Source organism: Catenulispora acidiphila DSM 44928 (genome assembly GCF_000024025.1).
GTDB classification, from domain to species: Bacteria; Actinomycetota; Actinomycetes; order Streptomycetales; family Catenulisporaceae; genus Catenulispora; species Catenulispora acidiphila.
In genome coordinates, this window is the sequence record NC_013131.1 from 7801963 (window position 1) to 7821325 (window position 19363).

Here is a 19363-nt window from a genome sequence, read left to right on the forward strand (position 1 = left end):
GGTGCGGCAGGCACAAGCTGGCGCGGCGATGCTCGGGCGGCACGCGAGCAGGAGTTGGCGCAATGGTGCTCGGGCAGCGTGCGAGCAGAAGTCGGCGCGGCGAGCGCAAACAGGCCCAGCGGTGCTGAGGCGGTCGGCGAGCAGAAGTTGGTGCGGCAGGTGCAAGCTGGCGAGGCGGTGCTCGGGCAGCGTGCGAACAGGAGTTGGCGCGGCGAACGCAAACAGGCCCGGCGATGCTGAAGCGGTCGGCGAGCAGAAGTTGGTGCGGCAGGTGCAAGCTGGCGCGGCGATGCTCGGGCAGCGTGCGAGCAGGAGTTGGCGCGGCGAGCGCAAACAGGCTCGGCGATGCTGAGGCGGTCGGCGAGCAGAAGTTGGTGCGGCAGGTGCAAGCTGGCGCGGCGATGCTCGGGCAGCGTGCGAGTGGGAGTCGCCGTGGTCATGCTGGCGCGGCATATGAGCGGGAGGTGTTGTGGTGAGCGGCCCTGATTTCCCTGATGTGAGTGCTCTGCCGGGGACTCTCGCGTATGCGGTGCCCGGCTGGGGCGAGTACTTGGCCGATGAGGTGATGCCGCTGGCCAGTGTTGGGAAGCTGCTGTTGCTTGCTTCGGTGGCGCAGGGTTTTGTGTCCGGCGAGCTGGATCCTGGGGAGCCGTTGGGGCTGCTCGAGCAGGACTTCAGTGCGGGCTCGGGGTTGCTGGTCACGTTGTCGCCGCGGCGGTGGACCCTGCTTGACCTGGCGCGGCTGACCGCTGCCGTCAGTGACAACACCGCTACCAATGCGCTGCTGCGGCGGGTCGGGGTGGAGCGGGTGGCGGCGGATGCTGGGGCGTTGGGGCTGGAGCGGAGTCGCGTTCTGGATCGGATTCGTGAGCCTCGGCTGGCGGGCCATCCGCCGGCCTTTGCCGTCGGCACGGCGCGCGAGGTGGCGGCGCTCGCGGCCGTTGCCGCCGGCGATCGGGGGTGGGGTGCGGTGCTTCTGGGGTGGATGGCGGGGTGTCTGGATCGGAGCATGGTGGCTGCCGGGATTGCGCACGATCCTGAGGACTCGGTGGTGCGTGATGTGCCGTTGTCTGGGCTGTGGGTCGCGAACAAGACTGGCACCGATGTCGGGACGCGCTGCGATGTCGGCGTCGTGCGCGGCGCGCGGCAGGTTTGCTACGCCGTGCTGACGCGCTGCGCCGCCGGGCGTGAGTTCGACATGGTGCTGGCGATGCGCGATGTCGGCGCCGTGGTGGGGCGGCTCGCGGGGGCGGGAGGGTCAGCCTCGGCTGAAGCGGACGGCTGAAATCGAGTCGCCGTAGCGGTTTCCGTCTCCGTCGGCGTGTGCACATTGGATGGAGATGTCCGGGTTCGGCACGGCGGGGAGGGCGCCGCCGAACCACACCATCACGTAGCGCGTCGTCACCGGTTGCGCCGGCGTGAGCACCGTCGTCGCGGTGGCGGCGTCGGTGGTGGCGACCTTCGTGAAGCCGGCGGGGGGCTGGCCGGGGCGGACGGCCGGCGGGGTGTGCAACGACGGGTCGGCGGCCCACATCTCTAGTTCGGCGCCGGGGACGCCGATGTCCACCGTCGCGGCGGCGATGGGAGTGGGCGTGCCGAGGTCGAAGATCACGCCGGTGCCCTTGGGGCGGCCGTCGCTGGTCGCGACCTTCTGGCAGTACTGGTTGGTCACCCAGGCACCGGTGCCGGACAGTAGCTTGTGCACGCTCTGCCCGCCCTCCGTGCCGGCGGCGGAGTCATAGACGGAAACGCCCGTCGGCACGACAACGTCCGCCACCGCCTTCGACGGCGCAGCAGTCACCGCAGTCACCGCAGTCGCGGCACTCACCGTCGGGGACGCCACCCCCGAACCGGTCCCGCCCGGAACCCTCGCCGTCCCGCCACCGCCGCCATACATCGCAACCGTCGCCGCGACGAGCGCCACCGAAAGCACGCCCGCCACAACCCCGCCCTCGGACAACCGATGCCGCCGCCGAGCCCGCAGCATCCTCGCCGGATCCACCCGTACCCCGCCGATGTCCGCAGTGGCCTGCGCCATCGCGGCATACAGCTGCGTCGCGTCCCCGCTCCCCCAGCCGTCCCCGCCATCGCCATCGCCCGCGCCCCCGCCCGACCCCGCAAAGCCCTCGCTCATCGCTCACTCCTCGCTTCCGCGGTCATCAGTTCTCGAAGACGCGCCAAGCCGCGCGCAGCCTGCGACTTGACCGTGCCGGCCGAGCACCGCCGCAGCTCAGCGACCTCCTGCACGCTCAGCTCCTCCCAGTACCGCAGGACGACGATCGTCCGCATCCCGTGCGGCAACTCGTCGAGCGCACGCAGCAAGCTGTCCCGCAGCGTGACGTCCTCGGCATGGTCACCGGCAGCAGTCGCAACGGAAGCAGCGGCAAGCGCCGGGCTGTCGGATCCGCCAGGCAACTCCACCGTCGGCAGCCGCTTCGCCGAGCGCCACGCAGCATGCGCGTTGTTGACGACGATCCGCCGCACATACGCCTCAGGCGTATCCATCCGCCGAACCCGCGACCAGCGCGGAAAGGTCTTCTCCAGCGCCGACTGCACCAAGTCCTCGGCGCCCTCCCGGGTACCGACGAGCAAAAAAGCCGTGCGCATCAGGGATTGCGAGCGTGTGGCTACGAACTCCTCGAACCCTCGTAAACGTTCTGTCGTGTCGTGGGCCACCCTGGTTCCACTCCCGTCGTCCGGCCGGTCCGTCACTGTCTCAAGTCGCAGAGAGGACCGGTGGTTGCACGGGAGGCAGAAGATTCAGTGCCCGGCGCGCAGATTCGCTGCCGTCGAAGCCAGATACGCCAGGAACGAAGCCAGCACCGGGTTCGGATTCGTCGGCCGCGAGGCGACACCTATCTTCCGGTACAGCCGCGGCCCGGAGATGCGCGTGGTCTCCACCCCGCTCGTGTCGCTGATCCCCAGGCTCGGGATCAGCGCGATGCCGAGCCCGGCGCGCACCAGCCCCGTGATCACCTCATAGTGATCGCTGCGGCACCGGATGGTCGGCACGAACCCCTCCAGCGCGCACGCCCGCTCCAGCACCGACAGCACCGGCGACCCGGTCCCGAAGCTGGTGATCCACTGCTCCCCGGCGAGCTCGTCCAGCCGCACCTGCCCGCGCCGCCCCGCGGGGTGCCCCGTCGGCACCACCAGCAGCTGCGGGTCGTTGAACAGCTCGCGCACCTCCACGCCCTCCGGCGGGCTCCACGGGTCCAGCGCGTGTTCGAACATCACCAGCACGTCGATCTCGCCCTGCTGCACGGCCGGCGCCAGCTCGTGCGGCTGCCCCTCGACCAGGTCCAGCTCCACCGCCGGGTACCGGCGCGCGAAGCGCGACAGCGCCTGCGGGACCAGGCGGCGGCCCGCCGAGGCGAAGTAGCCGATGCACAGGTGGCCGGTGTCGGCGCGGGAGTGCGCCATCAGGTCCTTCTCGGCGGCGTCGAGCAGCGCCAGGATCTCCTGGCCGCGCAGCGAGAGCCGGCGCCCGGCGGCGGTCAGCCGCAGGCTCTGCGCCCCGCGCTCGACCAGGCTGACCCCGGCTTCCTTCTCCAGCTGCGACAGCTGGTGCGACACCGCCGACGGCGACAGCTTCAGCTCGCGCGCCGCCCCCGCGATGCTTCCCGACCGGTGGATCTCGGCCAGAATGCGGAGGCGGTGCGTGTTGAGCATGCGGGCAGGCTATCCCTTACCGCAGCGCACCGACCGGCGGCTGTCCCAGATGCCGAACGGAGAAGCGTTCGCGCTCACCAGTGGGCCACCGGTTAGACCTCCGTTCCCTCCTTTGGAGGATCAGCGGTCGCCAGGAGGAGGAACCGAGGTGTGCATCGGTCTCCTCCGGGCAGTTCTGGTCCGGTCACCCAGTCCAGACGGAAGGACCCGCATGCGCACGCTCCCCCGCCGGTTCGGCTCCCGGCGAGCGCTCCGCCTGGCCGGCCTGACCAGGGTGACCAGGGTGACCAGGGTGACCCGCCTGGCCTGCGCGATAGCACTGGTGAGCACCCTCGTGCCGCTGCTCGGCGCCGGACCGGTCCAGGCCGACAAGCGCGCCCCGAGCACGCAGTGCGCGCTGCCGAACCCCAGCGGCTGGACCGGCGAGGGCGAGACCACCGACTACCACCAGTTCGAACGGCCACAGGGCACGAAGAAGGCCGCGATGCTGTTCGTCGACTTCCCCGACGCGCCGGCCATGGACTCCACGGACGCCTACTACAAGTTCCTGGCTCCGGCGCACGACCTGATGACGCAGTTCTCCGCCGGCGCCGTGGACCTGAGCATCACCCCGGTGAGGCACTGGCTGCACATGCCGCAGGACTCGGCGTCCTACGACTTCGAGCGCGGGATCAGCTGGCCGCAGCAGGCGCTGTACGTCAAGCAGGCCGGGGAGTTGGCGGCGCAGTACGTGGACCTGTCGAAGTTCGACCTCATCTACATCGTCCCGCCGAAGAACGCCACGGCGATCACCTTCTCCCCCGCCTACGTCTTCGACCCGAAGCAGCCGAACCTGATCGTGCACGGCAAAGAGGTGAAGTGGGGCGTCACCCTCGGGCAGGACATGTACGTCTGGGGACCGAAGGTCCTGGTGCACGAGACCAGCCACACCTTCGGGCTGCCCGACCTGTACTCGTTCACCGACTCCGACGTGCACCACTGGGTCGGCGGGTTCGACGTCATGGGCAACATCATCGGCGACGCGCCGCACCACTTCGGGTGGGAGGACTGGAAGATCGGCTGGCTCGCCAACTCCCAGGTCGCGTGCCTGGACGCGCCGGGGACGTTCGCGGTGCGGCTGAAGCAGGTCGAGTCCCTCGGCGGGACGAAGATCGCGGTGGTGCGGACCGGGCAGACGACGGCGGTCGTCGCGGAGTCGCGCCGCCCTTACGGCGTCGACAAAGGGCTCTGCAAGAGCGGGGTCGTGATCTACAAGGTGAACTCCGCGACCATCAGCGGCAGCGGCCCGATCCGGGTGCAGAACTCCTCGCCGCACACCCCGACGACGACCGCCTGCAACGAGGCCGTGGACTGGGGCGCCTACGAGCCCGGCCAGACGTTCCACGACACCGCCGCCGGGGTGACGATCACGGTGAACTCGGCATCCACCACCAGTGACGTGGTGACCGTCACCAAAACCTGACCGTCACCAAATCTTGATCGGCAGCGGATCGGCGCCGCCGCCGTAAGGGGAGCAAGGTCGGTACGCTCCTGATGAGGCCGCCCCGCCGCGCGCCTCCCACCGCCTGGAGGAGTGCCGTGTTCGCGATACCGCTCACCGACGACGCCGAGCTGCGCCCCTTGGAGGTGTGGCAGACCGAGGAGTTCTTCGCCCACATCGAGCGCGCCCGCGAACAGTTGGACCGCTGGATCGGTTTCGCCGCCGCCTCCCCGGACCTGGACGGCGCCCGCGCCACGCTCCAGCGCTACGCCGACAGGCAGGCCGCCGACGCCGGCCGGCTGTTCGGCATCTGGGACCGCGGCACGCTGGTCGGCGGCTGCATGTACCCGACCTTCGACGCCAAGAGCGGCAACTGCGAGATCGGCGTCTGGACCGAGCCGGCCGGCCAGGGCCGCGGCCTGATCACCGCCGCCGTCCGGCTGCTGCTCGACCACGCGCTGCTCGAGCGCGGCCTGGCGCGCGCCGAATGGCACTGCGACCCGCGCAACGAACGCAGCTGGGCAGTCGCCAAGCGAGTGGGGATGACGGCCGAGGGGATCCTCCGCTCGAGCTATCCCTACCGGGGCGAGCGGCAGGACGCGCAGATCTGGGGCATCCTGCGGGACGAGTGGATCGCGGTGCGCGAGGCGGAACCCAAGGCACACAAGGCATCCTAGGCCTGTAGGGCACCCAAGACAGAGCTCTGAGAAACGCGACGCGGGCCGGCTCCGTAGGCATCGGAGCCGGCCCGCTGTTGCCGTCGATCGCGCAGAACCGCGAAAACCCTTACGGACGCACGAAACCCACAGCGGGCATCTCGTTCATCGGGATGTACTGGACCCCGGAGGCCGGGTTTCCGGCGTGGATCACCATGCCGTCGCCGACGTAGATGCCGATGTGGTGCATGTCCGAGTAGAACAGGACCAGGTCGCCCGGCTGGAGCTGGGACTTGGAGACCTTCGGGAACGCGGCGTACTGGTCGCGCGAACCGTGCGCCATCGCCACGCCGGCCTTGCCCCAGGCGGCCATCGTCAGGCCGGAGCAGTCGTAGGCGTTCGGTCCGGCGGCGGCCCAGATATAGGGCTTGCCGACCTGCGCCTTGGCGAACGCCACGGCTATCGCCGCGCGGGCGTCGGTGGGGACAGGCAGGTTGCTGATGGTGCTCTTGGACACGCCGCTGTTGCTGTTGGACACCATGCGGTTGTACTGCGCGCGCTGGGTGGCGGTGAGCTGGTTCAGCAGGTCTTTCGCCTGCTTCTCCTTGGCGTCGATGTCCGCCTTCTGCTGCCCCATCACGGTCCGGGTCTTGGCCAGCATCGCCAGCTCGTCGCTCGCGCTGGCCTTGTCCTGGTTCAGCTGCCGCTGGATCTCCGCGGCGCTGCTCATGGTGGCCTTCTTGGAGTCGGTCACCTGAGCCAGCGACGTCGCCTGCTGCAGGTACTGGTCCGGCGACTGCGTCAGCATCAGTTGCAGAGCGCTGTCGATACCTCCGGACTCGTACTGCGCGGCCGCCAGTCCGCCCAGCGCACCGCGCGCCGAGTCCAGCGAACCCTGCTCGGCCGTGATGCGGGACTGCAGCTGGTCCACTTTGTGCTGCAGGTCCGACAGGCTCGTGTTGGCCTCGTTGTAGGCCTCCGACGCCTGCTCGGCCTCCTGGTGGAGCTTGTCCACCTGAGCCTTCACGTCATTGATGTTCGCATTCGGGTCGGCCTCAGCGGTCGGCAGCAGAGCCACCGAGCCCGCAGCCGCCGTCGCCAGCGTCACCGTCATCGCGGTCCGGGAAACCGGAACGTACTTCTTGGGCGCGCGATGTGCCGCTTCCTTGGGCGACGTCACCATGTTTGTAGCCTCCGCTTCACCGAAAGGTCGGCAACACCATAGCCCCCTAAGGGGGAGGCGGACCAGAAAGTCCCGGCAAAGTCGGCGGGCATGAGACAACGCCCGAGCGGTGCGCTCGCGGGCTGGAACCCGGCTGACAAGGCTCGACGCGCTCTGAAAGACTTGATCCGTATATCCCGTCCGCCCGCCAGTATTCGCGGAGTGCGTCCATGGCTTTGCCATCCGCCGATCCCCTCGACCACCACTACCGCGGCGAGCACCCGATCCGCACGCTCGCCTACCTCTTCCGGGAGGACCGAGGCCGGCTGGCTCTCGGCGTCCTGGCCTATTTCGTCAAGCACAGCCCCACTTTTCTGCTTCCGTTGGTGACGGCGGACGTCATCGACATCGTGGTCAAACACCGCCCGATATCCGGCCTCTGGATCGATTCGGGCATTCTTCTCGTCCTTCTCCTGTTCAACCTTCCGGGACATCTTCTGTACGTCCGCTGCTTCAGCCACTCGATCCGGCGGATGGGCGTCCGACTCCGCTCGGCGCTGGTCTGGCGGCTGCAACACCTCACCATCGGCTACCACGCGCGGGTCAGCGCCGGTGTGTTGCAGGCCAAGGTGATCCGGGACGTCGAGGCCATCGAGCAGGCCGCGCAGCAGACCTCCGACACCGGCATCGGCGCGCTGGTGACGATGGTCGGCGCGACGGTCATCATCGCCTTCCGCGACCCGGTCTGGCTGCCGGTGTTCGCCGCTCTGGTGCCGGTGACGGTGCTGCTGGCGATGGCGCTGCGCAAGCCGATGAAACAGGACAATGAGTCCTTCCGTGCGGAAGTGGAGCATTTGTCGTCAAGGGTCGTCGAGATGACGAATCTGATCCCCATCACCCGCGCGCACGGTCTGGAGCGCGACGCCTACAAGCGGGTCGACGGCACGCTGCGCCGTGTGCTGGCCGCCGGGCTGCGTCTGGACCTCATCAACGGCACGTTCGGCGCGATGGCGTGGATCGCGTTGAACTTCATGGGCGTCGCGTGCCTGACGGGAGCCGCCTGGGCCGCGTACACCGGAGCGCTGGGCACCTCCCCCGGCGACGTGGTGATGCTCAGCGCGTTCTTCACGACACTGGTCGGCTCGGTGACCGCGCTGATGAACCTGACGCCGGTCATCACCCGGGGGCTCGCCTCGGTGCGCTCGGTCGGCGAAGTCCTTCAGGCGCCGGACATCGAGGAGAACGAGGGCCGCGAGGCCGTCGAGGCGGTGCGCGGCGAATTCCAGTTCGAGGGCTTGCGGTTCGAGTACCCGGACGCCGACCGGCCCTCGGTCGCGGACTTCGATCTGGTGGTCCGGCCCGGGGAGACCGTCGCCTTCGTGGGAGCCTCCGGGGCGGGCAAGTCCACGGTGCTGAACCTGGTCATCGGCTTCATCCGGCCGACCGCCGGGCACATCCTGCTGGACGGCCGCGACATGGCCGGGCTGGACCTGCGGACGTACCGCAAGCACCTGTCGATCGTGCCGCAGGAGACGACGCTGTTCGACGGGACGATCCGGGACAACGTGCTCTACGGCCTGACCGGCGTGGACGACGAGGAGCTGCGCACGGCGCTGCGCGACGCGAACGCGCTGGAGTTCGTCGATCGGCTGCCCGAGGGTCTGGACACCCGGGTCGGGGAGAAGGGCGCGCGGATGTCCGGCGGGCAGAAGCAGCGGCTGGCGATCGCGCGGGCGTTGGTGCGCGATCCCAGGGTCCTGATTCTCGACGAGGCCACCTCGGCGCTGGACACCCAGTCCGAGCGGCTGATCCAGGAGGCGCTGGGCCGGCTGGTCAGCGGACGCACGACGTTCGTCGTGGCGCACCGGCTGTCCACGGTGCGCAACGCCGACCGGATCGTGGTGATGGAGGGCGGCCGGATCGTGGAGACGGGGACGCACGAGGAGTTGGTGGCGCGGGACGGGGCTTATGCCGCGCTGCACGGTGTGCGGGCTTCGTAGACCCTTCACAGCCTCCTGAGTAGCCTCCTGCGCAGCCTCTGATCAAGCGTTCGACGGCGAGGGGCGCGCACGGCGAAGTCTGCCGTGCGCGCCCCTCCCCCATTCGGACGAGTGGAGTTGGCCCGACCCGCGCCGCTGCCTGATCGTGGCCTGCGATGAGCACCTCAGCCGAGCAGCGCCTTCCCGCCTGGGCCGTGTGGTCCAACGCCGTCCCGGTGCTGGCCGGCGTGCTGCTGGCGTTCACGTGGGGGCGCGACATGCCGCCGTGGGTGGTGGCGGTCATCGCGGCGCTGCTGTTCGGTGCGGTGCTGGCGGCGGTGCACCACGCGGAGGTGGTGGCGCACCGGGTCGGGGAGCCCTTCGGCTCGCTGGTGCTGGCGGTCGCGGTGACGGTCATCGAGGTGGCGCTGATCATCACCATGATGTCGGCGAAGGGCGCCAAGGGCGCGGGACTGGCCCGGGACACGGTGTTCGCGGCGGTGATGATCACCTGCAACGGCATCGCGGGCCTGTGCCTGCTGCTCGGGGCGCTCAAGCGCGGGCTCGCGCTGTTCAACGCCGACGGGACCTCGACGGTGTTCGGCGCGATCATCACCCTGGCCGGGCTGACGCTGGTGCTGCCGACGTTCACCACCTCGCAGCCCGGTCCGGAGTTCAACGACACGCAGCTGACGTTCGCGGCGCTGGCTTCGATCGCGGTGTACGGGCTGTTCATCAGCGCCCTGACGGTGCGGCATCGGCCCGACTATCTGCCGGTCGGCAGGGATGGCGGCGGAGCTGGCTCTGGCTCTGACAGCGATGCAGGCTTTGAGAGTGACACCGGTTTCGAGAACGACACCGGCTTCGACGAGGACGGCTATGAAGGCGAGCGCCCGACCGCGCGCCAAGCCCTGATCAGCCTGGGCCTGCTCGTGCTCGCCCTGGTCGCGGTGGTCGGCCTGGGCAAGGGCGTGTCGCCGACCATCGAGCGCGGCGTGGACCGGGCCGGGCTGCCGGCCTCGGTGGTCGGCGTCGTGATCGCGCTGATGGTGCTGCTGCCGGAGGCGATCGCGGCGGTGCGGGCGGCGCAGCGGGACGAGGTGCAGACCAGCTTGAACCTGGCGCTGGGGTCGGCGATGGCGAGCATCGGGCTGACGATCCCGGCGATCGCCGTGGCGACCGTGTGGCTGTCCACGCCGCTGCTGCTGGGCCTGGACGCCAGCCACATGGTGTTGCTGGCGATGACCGTCGCGGTCGGGACGCTGACGTTCGTGCGCGGCCGGGCGACGCTGGTTCAGGGCGGCGCACACCTGGTGCTGTGCGCCGGATATCTGGTCCTCGCGGTCAGTCCCTAGGCTTGCCGAAGCGGTCGCGCAGCTCGCGCTTGAGCACCTTGTGGCTGGGACCCAGCGGCAGCGCGTCGACGAACTCCACCCGGCGCGGGTACTTGTGGCGTCCGAGGTGTTCGTTGCCGTAGGCGAGGATCTCCTCGGCCGGGGGCACGGCGTCCCCGGCTACGACGACCGCCACGATCTCCTCGCCGTGGACGTCGTCGGGCACGCCGATGACGGCGACCTCGGTCAGACCGGGCATGCGCAGCAGCGCGTCCTCGACTTCGCGGGGGTAGACGTTGAAGCCGCCGCGGATGATCAGGTCCTTGGTGCGGTCGACGATCGAGATGAAGCCCTCGGCGTCGCGGCGTCCCAGGTCGCCGGTGCGGAACCAGCCGTCGACGACCGCGGCCGCGGTGGCCTCGGGGCGGCCGAGGTAGCCGGTGAAGACGTTGTGGCCGCGGATCACGATCTCGCCGAGTTCGCCGCGCGGCAGCAGCCTGATGGCCTCGGGGACGTCGGGGTCGGCGATCTCGACGTCCACGCCCCACAGCGGATGGCCGACCGTCCCGGCGCGCGTGCCGATCGAGAGCTGGTTCACCGAGGCCACCGGCGAGGTCTCGGACAGGCCGTAGCCCTCGAGCACCTTGGCGCCGAAGGCCGCCTCGAAGCGTTCCAGCACCGGCACCGGGAGCGAGGCGCCGCCGGAGACGCAGCGGCGCAGCGTCGGCATCCGCTCGGCGCGCGCCGCCGCCTCGATGAGCGTGACGTACATCGTCGGGACGCCGTGGAAGGTGGTGACGCGCTCCTGGACCATCAGCGCGATGGCGGCGTCGGGATCGAAGCGGGGCAACAGGACGACGGTGTTCCCCAGGCGCCAGGAGGCGTTCATGCTGACGGTCTGGCCGAAGGTGTGGAACAGCGGCAGAGAGGCCAGGACGATATCGTCGCGTCGGATGTCGTCGCGGGCGTCGTAGGCGTCGGTGGTGGCGTTCAGCACCAGGTTGAGGTGAGACAGGACGGCGCCTTTGGGCGTGCCGGTGGTGCCGGACGTGTAGAAGATGACCGCCGGGTCCTCGGGCTTGCGAGTGAGGAAGGTGGCGAGCGGGGTCGCTTGCTCGGTGAGCTCCTCCAGACCGCCGCCGGAGCCTGCGGTGAGCAGCTTCACGCCGATGTTCTCGGCGGCTTTCGCCGCGGTCTCGGCACACATCGCGTGGGCGATGACGAGGCTGGCGCCGCTGTCGCGCAGCACGGTCTCGGCCTCGTCGGCGGTGAGCAGCAGATGCACGGGGACGACGACGCCGCCCGCGGCGAGGATCGCGTAGTAGGCGCGCGGGAATTCGGCGGTGTTCGGACACATCAGCGCGACCTTGTCGCCGGGGCGCACGCCCTGCTCGACGAGCGCGCCGGCTTGGCGGAGGACCTGGTCCCAGAGCTCTGCGAAGGTGTAGCGGCGGTCGCCCTCGATCAGCGCGACGCTGTCGGGGCGGCGCCAGGCGGGTTCGGCGAGGATGCTGGCCAGCGAGAGGGAGGTCATGCGTGCTCGCTTCCTGAACTTCGGGCGGTCGGTGTCTTCATGGTTTCAGAAAGCGCTGACGCCGGTCAGGGCGCGGCCGAGCAGCAGCTTCTGGATCTGGGACGTGCCTTCGTAGAGAGTCAGGACTCTGGCATCGCGCAGGTATTTGCCGACCGGGTACTCGTCGATGTAGCCGTAGCCGCCGAAGACCTGGATCGCGTTGTTGGCGGCGCGGACGGCGGCCTCGGAGCAGAAGAGCTTCGCGGTGGAGGCGGCGGTGGCATACGGCAGGCCGCGCTCGATGAGGTCGGCGACGCGCCAGACGAGCAGCCGGCCGGCGTCCAGGTCGACCGAGATGTCGGCGAGCATCTCCTGGACGAGCTGGTAGTTCGCGATCGGCTTGCCGAACTGGTCGCGCTCGGCGGCGTAACCGACGGAGGCGTCGAGGCAGGCCTGGATCAGCCCGACGCAGCCGGCGGCGACCGACATGCGGCCCTTGTCGAGCGTCGACATCGCGATCTTGAAGCCCTGCCCGATCTCGCCGAGCCGGGCGTCGTCGGGGACGCGGACCTCATCGAGGATGAGCTCGGCGGTCGCCTGCCCGCGCAGCCCGAGCTTGCCCTTGATTTCGCGTGCCTGGAAGCCGGGGGTGTCGGTGGGGACGAGGAAGGCGGTGATGCCGCGCGGGCCGTCGTCGGGCGCGCCGTCTTTGGCGCCGGTGCGGGCGAAGATCAGGGCGAGGTCGGCCCAGGTGCCGTTGGTGATGAAGAGCTTCGAGCCGGTGAGGAGCCAGTCGCCGGTCTTCTCGTCGCGGACGGCTTTGGTTTTGAGGTGGCCGGCGTCGGAGCCGTTGCCGGGCTCGGTGAGGCCGAAGCAGCCGAGGGCGTCGCCAGCGGTGAGCTTGGGGATCCAGCGGCGCTTCTGGTCCTCGGTCCCGTAGGCCAGTAGCGGCTTGGTGACCAGGCCGAGCGAGACCGAGACAATGCCGCGCACGGCCGTGTCCCCGCGCCCCAACTCCTCCATGACGAGGCAGTAGGACAGGTGATCGCCCTCGGAGCCGCCGTACTCCTCAGGGATCGTCATGCCGAGGAAGCCCAGGTCACCGAGCCGCTTGACGACGGACCGATCCACCGACTCGGCCCGATCCCACGCCGCGGCATGCGGAACCAACTCGCGATCAGCGAAGTCGGCGGCCAGGCCACGAATCGCCTCGTGCTCGTCGCTGAGGGACAAGTCCATCGCACACCTCGGGGGTTGCAGAAACTAGCGCCGGGAGTTTTCTTGAACGTAGTCGGGCGAAACTAGCGACGCAAGGTTTCCCCCCAGGATTTACTGGCCTCTCAGCCCCACCCGCCCAGCAGCAGCAGAAGGAGACGCGCATGGCCCGCCCGCGAACACCCCTGCTCAGCCGCGCCGGCATCATCGCCGCAGCCCTGGCCCTGGTCGACGCCGAAGGACTCGAGGCCCTGTCCACCCGCCGCCTCGCCGCCGAGCTAGGCGTGAGCGGCCCCAGCCTGTACAACCACGTCGCCACCAAGGACGAACTCATCGACGCGGTGGTCGACAGCGTGGTCGCGGGGGTGGATGTTTCCGCTTTCGCGGGGTTGGGGGGTGGCGGCGCGGGCCTTGACGGCGCTGGTGGCGCGGGTGCTGCTGGCGCTGGTAGCGCAGGCGCGGGTAGTGCTGGCGCGGGTGGCGCTGGCGCAGGCGCTGGTAGCGCAGGCGCTCGTCGCGCGGGCGCGGGCGGCGTGGAGGGTGGTGCCGCGGGCGTGAGCGATGCTACGGGCGCCCGGCGCGCCAGGGGCGCTGCGGCCACAGAGCCTGCCGCGAGCCTCAAAGCCGGCGCCGACGCTCGAACTCCATCTCCATCTCCATCTCCATCTGCTGAGGAGCCACTTGAGGAGCCACTTCACGAGCTTCCTCCCTGGCGTGGTGCGCTCGCGACGTGGGCACGTTCGTATCGTGAGGTGCTGGCGGCTCACCCGAACGTGGTACCCGCCCTGGCACGCGGCTCGGGCCGTCGTCCCGCGCAGCTGCACATCGCCGACGCGGTCTTCGGCGGCCTGGTCGACGCCGGCTGGCCGCGTCGCGAGGCAACCAGCATCGGCGCCCTGATGCGCTCACTGGTGATCGGCTCGGCGCTGGGCTCGTTCGCCGCCAGCTTCCCCGCCGACGCCTCGGTCTACGCAGGCCTCTACCCGCACCTGGACCAGGCGCACCTGCTCGCCGAGCACCAGCGCGAGATCGACGACCGAGCCTTCGAAGTCGGCCTCACCGCCGTCCTCGACGGCCTGGAGCTGCGACTCACAGCATTGCGCACCGCCGAACCAGGCACCCCGCACCGCTGACCGCACCCGCGCCCCCAGCCACCACCCCCCTTTGTGAACTTGTGCCCCCACCCCACTCCGAACGCGATTTCGCCAACCAGGTTCCCCGCACGCCCACCTTCCGGCATGCTTCGCGCTGTGGCGGTCACAGACAACACGGCGACCGGCGGCACCAACCCCGACGAGCAGCCGCCGAAAGCCCTCATAGAGGCAACGACGGCACTCCTGTCCGCGGTCACCGCCCTCACCCTCCCCCTAGATCTCCCCACCGCCGAGCCGGCACGCCGCGCCCGCACCGAGATCGAGCACACCCTCACCACAGCAATCCTCCCCAGACTCCGCACCCCCAACGCCCCCCTCCTCTGCGCCCTGGCAGGCCCAACCGGCGTCGGCAAATCAACACTCCTGAACGCCCTAGCCGGCGCCACCCTCTCGGCAACAGGCCCACTGCGCCCGACGACGCGGACACCGGTGTTGGTGTGCCACCCGGCGGATATCGCAGGTCCCGAGCCGCAGTCCGCGACTGAAGATGCTGCGAGCGCTGGGCTGGCGATGCCGATGCCCGACGCAACGCAAGACACCGATGCGCCCGGACCGGCGCCAGCCGATGAGCTGATGCCGACTGGCGCACCAGCGCGCGACGAGCCAACGCCCGAGGCGCCGGCGCCTCACGAGCCTGTGCCCGAGGAGCCGATTGCCGCCGAGCCGACGTCCGACGCGCCGGCATCTCACGAGCCAGCGCCGGGTGACCCGACCGCCCTCGAGCCAGCGCCGGGCGAGCCGATGCCCGACACACAGGCAGCCCTCGACCCGACGCCCGACACACCGGCAATCTCCGAGCCGATGCCCGAAGCGTCGACAGCCCACGACCCGGTGTCAGCAGCAGCGTCGACACCGGCGGAGGCGTCGCAGCTCGCGGCGGGGCGTGATGGGGAGCGCCGAGAGCGCGCTGAGCCGGGGCTGGGTGCGCGGGTGGGCGCGGAGCTTGCTTCTCTGTTGTCTTCCCCCCTCCCCTCCCCCTCCCTCCCTCGTGGTGTTGCGGTAGTGGACACGGTTGATGGCGACGTGGCGGTCCTCGGTGCCGCGGACGTCGTGGTGGTCGTCGTGAGCGCAGAACGGTATGCGGATGCAGCCGTATGGCGCGTTCTGCGACGGGTCGGTGGCTGGGGCGTTCCAGTCGTCGTGGTGCTGGACCGCGTCACGGCGGAGGCCGTGGACGAGGTTGCCGGAGCCTTTGTCGAGTTGCTGCGAGTGAATGGGCTCGGGGCAGTTCCCTTCTTCGTGGTGGAGGAGGTTGGCGGCAAGGGCGAAGCCGATGGAGTGCAGAGCGGCGCGCACGGCACTGGCGAAACTCCGGTCGCGCAAGGCGAAGAGTCGACCGAGGCCGAAGAACACAGCGCACGCACGGCGCCGGGCAACGATTCGGACCAGACTGCAGGCGCGGCACACGGCAATATTTCGGGCCCAGCCGCTGAACAATCTGCAGATGCGGCGCGGGGCGAGGAGTCCGGCGCAGCCGCTAAGCAAGCCGCGGCGCAAAGTGAGATACCGGCCCGGGCCGCAGAACAAGCTGCAGATGCGGCGCAGGGCGAGGAGTCGGGGCAAACCGCGGAGCATGGTGCACACGCGACGCAGGGCGCTGTTTCGGACCAGGCCGCGGAGCAAGTTACAGGTGCGGCGCAGGCCGAGGCTTCCGGTGCCGTCGAGGAGCAGCAACGCGAGGCACAGAGCGAGATACCGGATCAGGCCGCGGAGCTAGGTGCAGGTGCGGCACAGAGCGAGATACCGGACCAGGCTGCTGCGGAGCCTGGCGGTGGGGCGGGTGTGGATGCTGGCTTGGGGGGTGCCCGGGCCCGGGGCGCGTTCCTTGGCGACAGCGGTGCTCTCGGTGTGGACGGAGGGCAGGGTGAGAGCGGGGCTAAGGGTGGGGGCGGTGCCTCGGGCGCGGGCGGCTATGGAGACGGCGGGCTCGGGTGCGCGGGGGAGCCTGCCGGGGGGACGGGGTTGGAGATTGGGGTGGGTGAGTCCGGCTCTGGGTTGGATTCAGGATCGGGGTCGGAGTCTGGGGCTGGTTCGAGGGCTGAGTCCGGCTCTGGGCCGAGTTCAGGATCAGGGTCGGAGTCTGGAGCTGGTTCGAGGGCTGAGTCCGGCTCTGGGCCGAGTTCAGGATCAGGGTCGGAGTCTGGAGCTGGTTCGAGGGCTGAGTCCGGCTCTGGGCCGAGTTCAGGATCAGGGTCGGAGTCTGGAGCTGGTTCGAGGGCTGAGTCCGGCTCTGGGTCGGATTCGGGCTCGGAGTTGGAGTCTGAGGCTGGTTCGAGGGCTGAGTTTGGCTCTGAGTCGGAGGCTGGCTCGGAGTCGGAGGCTGGCTCTGGCTCGGAGTCGGCGTTTGCGGCGGAAGTGTCTGAGTCCAGCTCTGACTCTGACTCCGACTCTCGCGCTGCGTTCGGGATCGGGGGCGCTGCCCCGCTGGTGCCGGGAGTGGCGGTGGCGGGGCTGCTGGGGTGGCTCAGGGAGGCGGGGGCGGACACCGCGGGGCGGGTGCGGATCGGGATGCTCGGGGTGGCCGGGCGGCTCGATTCCGTGGAGAGGCTGGTGGGGGAGCTTGCTGATGCTTGGGAGGGGCAGCGGCTTGCTCTACAGGTATTGCATCAGGGTTTGGAGAGGGTGCATACCGCTGAACGGGTGAGGTTTCGGGGGTGTGTGGATGGTGGGGAGTTGTTGGGGGGTGAGGTGCGGATTCGGTGGCAGGAGCTGTTGGGTTCGGGGCGTGTCAGTGCTCTGTTCGGGGCGGAGGATGGGGGCGGGCGGAAGAGTCGGAGGCGGCGGCGGGCTGAGGCGGATTGGAGTGCGCGCTTTCATAATCCGACGGCGCATGATGCTGCTACCGCGCCGTTGCGGGCGGCGCTTGTGGAGGCTGTTGCGCGGGGGTATCGCGCTGCGTTGGAGCGGGCTGCGCGGAAGACTGTTGATCAGTGGGAGTTGACGCCGGGGGCGCCGGAGCCGGGGCAGATCGATGAGGCGACGCGGCGGGCCACTGATCCGGCGCGGGCTGCTGCGGAATGGCTCGATCATCTGCCGGCGGTGATTCTCGATCAGGCGCATTCGCGGCGGACCACGCGCACGATTGGGCCCGCCGGTGCGCACATTCGCAGCGCGGCTTTGGTGCTGGGCGTTGCGGCGCTCGCCGGAAGCGGGACCGGCGGTGGAAGTGCGGGGGAAGAGGAAGGCGAAGATTTGGCCGCGTCTGCCGCGCTCGGTCTGCTGCGCACGATGTTCGGCCACGAGCACGCCGACCGCCTCCTGACGACCGCCACCACCGCCCTGAAAGACGGCAACGCGCGCCTCCTGGACCGCGCCTGCGAACCGCACCGCGCCCAGCTGGCCGCCTACCCCCTCGACCCCCGCCAGGCCCAGGCTCTCGCCGAGGCCCGCGCGGCGGTGGCTCGGGCCCGGAACGAGGAAGACTGACATGGACGTCAACACCGAGCAGGGCGCCGCCGTCGACCAGCCGGTCGGCTCCTCCCCGTGGGCCGTCACCGTGCCGCTGCCGATGGGTGGCGGCGGGTCGCGGGTGCTCACCGGACGGCTGGGCAGGCTCGAGACGCTGCTGAAGGAGACCGACGGCCGGCTGTCGGACTTCACCGCCCAGGAGGCCGACCGCATCCTGCGCCGGGTGCACGAGCGCATCGCGCTGTCCCCCGACCACGTCGTCACCGCCATCGCCGGCGCGACGGGGAGTGGCAAGTCTTCGCTTTTCAATGCTCTGATTCGCTTCGAGCTGGCGCCAGTCGGTGCGATCCGGCCCACTACGACCACCGGCCTGGCGTGCATCTGGGACCCAGCGCACGCCGAGGCGTCCACCGCACTGCTGGACCGGATCGGCGTTGCCTCGAATAACAGAATCCTGCGAGGCTCGCTGCTCGACGGCGCGAACCGGACCGCTGAGCCCGAACTCGCGCCGCTGGTGCTGATCGACCTGCCCGACCACGACTCCGCCGTGCGGGCGCACCGGGACGAGACCGACCGGGCGACCGCTGCCGCCGACCTGCTGTTGTTCGTCACCGACCCGCAGAAGTACGCCGACGCCTCGTGGCACGAGCGCTACCTCCGCCACCTGAATCACCACCAGGAGACGCTGGTCGTCGTCCTGAACAAGAGCGACGAACTGAGCGCGGCGGACATCCGAGCCTGTGCCGCCGACCTGAGCAGGATCATGACTGAATCAGGGCTCGGCGACGTGCCGATCCTGGTGACGTCGACGCGCACCGGGGAGGGACTTCAGCAACTCAGGGAGCTGATCGCGTCCAGCGTTCGCCGCAAGCAGGCCGCTCTCATGCGCAGCGAGGCGGACGTCGACCGGGCCGCCACCCTGATCGCCGCCGAACTCGCGCCGCGCGACGGCAGCGTTCCGGAAAGCCTTTCGCCGCAAGCGAAATCCGCAACGCTCCTAGCTATAGGCGACAGCACGAGCATGCAGGCCCTGTCAGACCTCATCGACGCCACGTACCGGCGCCGAGCCTCGGTCGTCACCGGCTGGCCCGTCCGGCATGCTGTCAGAACCCTGATATCACGCCTGCGCGGCGACACCGAGTCCCGCTACAGCCCTTGGTCCGGCGCGGTTGCGGGTGAGCCGGCACCGCCGCCGATCCAGTACGGCGACGTCGAACACGCCGTTGCCGACGCCGTGGACCGCTTCGCCGAGGCGATGCCGCAGCCGTGGGCCAAGGAGATGCGCCGCATCGGCGATCGCTGCGTGAAGAGCCTGTCCGACACTCTGGACACGACGTTGTCCGGCACGGAGGTTGGGCCGCGGCTCGTTCCTCGCTGGTGGACCGCCGTGCAGGTGGTGCACTGGATGCTGCTGACGGCTGCGCTAGTGGGAGCCGGCGGGGCGATCGCGTACGCGGCCTCCGGTGGCGGCAAGGACTCCAGCCTGCCCGATACCGGCCCGATTCCGTTCCCGCTTCTCGTGGCGATCATCGCGCTCGTCGGCGGGGCGTTGCTGGATCTCGTGTGCCGTCCGGCGGCACGGCGGGCGGCGGGGCGATTGCGGGCGAAAGTGGGCGAACGGATGACCGAGCGCGTACGCGGCGCGGCCGAGCAGCTACTGTTCGCTCCGCTCGTCGCCGAACACGAGCGGTATGTCAGGGCCTGGACGCTGGCTCAGGGACTTGTCAGGAAAACGAGAGAAAAAGGCGTGCCCCCGTCCGGCGGGGGACGGAGGCAGCCTACTAATTAAG

At 69.9% G+C, this 19363-nt stretch carries 14 protein-coding genes and 3 pseudogenes; 11 read left to right on the plus strand and 6 right to left on the minus strand.

Features of this window, described 5'->3' with window-relative positions:
- Positions 1 to 472 precede the first annotated feature (472 nt).
- The gene (locus CACI_RS33500; RefSeq protein WP_223297327.1) at positions 473 to 1285 is read left to right on the plus strand and encodes a serine hydrolase; all 813 of its coding nucleotides are present in this window, start codon (positions 473 to 475) and stop codon (positions 1283 to 1285) included.
- On the opposite strand, the gene CACI_RS50455 is transcribed toward CACI_RS33500, so the two are convergent.
- The 3 genes from CACI_RS50455 to CACI_RS33515 form a co-directional block, all read right to left on the minus strand.
- Positions 1259 to 2134, minus strand: a complete 876-nt coding sequence (locus CACI_RS50455) for a hypothetical protein (RefSeq protein WP_015795335.1) — start codon at positions 2132 to 2134, stop codon at positions 1259 to 1261. The two genes, CACI_RS33500 and CACI_RS50455, sit on opposite strands and share 27 nt — an antisense overlap.
- A complete protein-coding gene (locus CACI_RS33510; RefSeq protein WP_015795336.1) occupies positions 2131 to 2676 on the minus strand; it encodes a SigE family RNA polymerase sigma factor in 546 nt (181 codons plus the stop codon). Before CACI_RS33510 ends, CACI_RS50455 begins: the two co-directional genes overlap by 4 nt.
- An 84-nt stretch (positions 2677 to 2760) precedes the next feature.
- Positions 2761 to 3672, minus strand: a complete 912-nt coding sequence (locus CACI_RS33515; RefSeq protein ID WP_015795337.1) for a LysR family transcriptional regulator — start codon at positions 3670 to 3672, stop codon at positions 2761 to 2763.
- A gap of 283 nt (positions 3673 to 3955) precedes the next feature.
- Between CACI_RS33515 and CACI_RS33520 the strand changes: the two genes are divergently transcribed.
- Positions 3956 to 5134 (plus strand): metallopeptidase domain-containing protein, encoded by a 1179-nt coding sequence (locus tag CACI_RS33520; RefSeq protein ID WP_223297328.1) that lies wholly within the window; start codon positions 3956 to 3958, stop codon positions 5132 to 5134.
- Between the two features lie 116 nt (positions 5135 to 5250).
- A complete protein-coding gene (locus CACI_RS33525) occupies positions 5251 to 5829 on the plus strand; it encodes a GNAT family N-acetyltransferase (RefSeq protein ID WP_015795339.1) in 579 nt (192 codons plus the stop codon).
- Between the two features lie 109 nt (positions 5830 to 5938).
- Here CACI_RS33525 and CACI_RS33530 read toward each other — a convergent pair whose 3' ends face one another.
- Positions 5939 to 6991 (minus strand): C40 family peptidase, encoded by a 1053-nt coding sequence (locus CACI_RS33530; protein WP_015795340.1) that lies wholly within the window; start codon positions 6989 to 6991, stop codon positions 5939 to 5941.
- Between the two features lie 209 nt (positions 6992 to 7200).
- Here CACI_RS33530 and CACI_RS33535 point away from each other — a divergent pair, with 209 nt between their 5' ends.
- Both CACI_RS33535 and CACI_RS33540 read left to right on the plus strand, forming a co-directional pair.
- Positions 7201 to 8970: an ABC transporter ATP-binding protein gene (locus CACI_RS33535; RefSeq protein WP_015795341.1), complete on the plus strand. Its 1770-nt coding sequence runs from the start codon at positions 7201 to 7203 to the stop codon at positions 8968 to 8970.
- Positions 8971 to 9125: 155 nt separating this feature from the next.
- Positions 9126 to 10304: a calcium:proton antiporter gene (locus CACI_RS33540; RefSeq protein WP_015795342.1), complete on the plus strand. Its 1179-nt coding sequence runs from the start codon at positions 9126 to 9128 to the stop codon at positions 10302 to 10304.
- Here CACI_RS33540 and CACI_RS33545 read toward each other — a convergent pair.
- Both CACI_RS33545 and CACI_RS33550 read right to left on the minus strand, forming a co-directional pair.
- A complete protein-coding gene (locus CACI_RS33545; RefSeq protein ID WP_015795343.1) occupies positions 10294 to 11817 on the minus strand; it encodes a long-chain-fatty-acid--CoA ligase in 1524 nt (507 codons plus the stop codon). The two genes, CACI_RS33540 and CACI_RS33545, sit on opposite strands and share 11 nt — an antisense overlap.
- Positions 11818 to 11862: 45 nt before the next feature.
- Positions 11863 to 13035, minus strand: coding sequence for an acyl-CoA dehydrogenase family protein (locus CACI_RS33550; protein WP_015795344.1), 1173 nt, complete (start codon positions 13033 to 13035; stop codon positions 11863 to 11865).
- 140 nt (positions 13036 to 13175) lie between these two features.
- Between CACI_RS33550 and CACI_RS54445 the strand changes: the two are divergent.
- The 6 genes and pseudogenes from CACI_RS54445 to CACI_RS33570 form a co-directional block, all read left to right on the plus strand.
- Positions 13176 to 13397: pseudogene (locus CACI_RS54445) on the plus strand (TetR family transcriptional regulator); the annotation flags it as partial.
- Positions 13398 to 13422: 25 nt separating this feature from the next.
- A complete protein-coding gene (locus CACI_RS51625) occupies positions 13423 to 13569 on the plus strand; it encodes a hypothetical protein (protein WP_190276857.1) in 147 nt (48 codons plus the stop codon).
- A gap of 152 nt (positions 13570 to 13721) precedes the next feature.
- Positions 13722 to 14144: pseudogene (locus CACI_RS33555) on the plus strand (TetR/AcrR family transcriptional regulator C-terminal domain-containing protein); the annotation flags it as partial.
- Between the two features lie 105 nt (positions 14145 to 14249).
- Positions 14250 to 14591: pseudogene (locus CACI_RS54450) on the plus strand (GTPase); the annotation flags it as partial.
- A 2766-nt stretch (positions 14592 to 17357) separates the two neighbouring features.
- On the plus strand, positions 17358 to 17591 hold the full coding sequence (locus CACI_RS53030) for a hypothetical protein (protein ID WP_223297732.1): 234 nt from the start codon (positions 17358 to 17360) through the stop codon (positions 17589 to 17591).
- Position 17592: 1 nt separating this feature from the next.
- Positions 17593 to 19362: a GTPase gene (locus CACI_RS33570; protein WP_015795346.1), complete on the plus strand. Its 1770-nt coding sequence runs from the start codon at positions 17593 to 17595 to the stop codon at positions 19360 to 19362.
- Position 19363 lies beyond the last annotated feature (1 nt).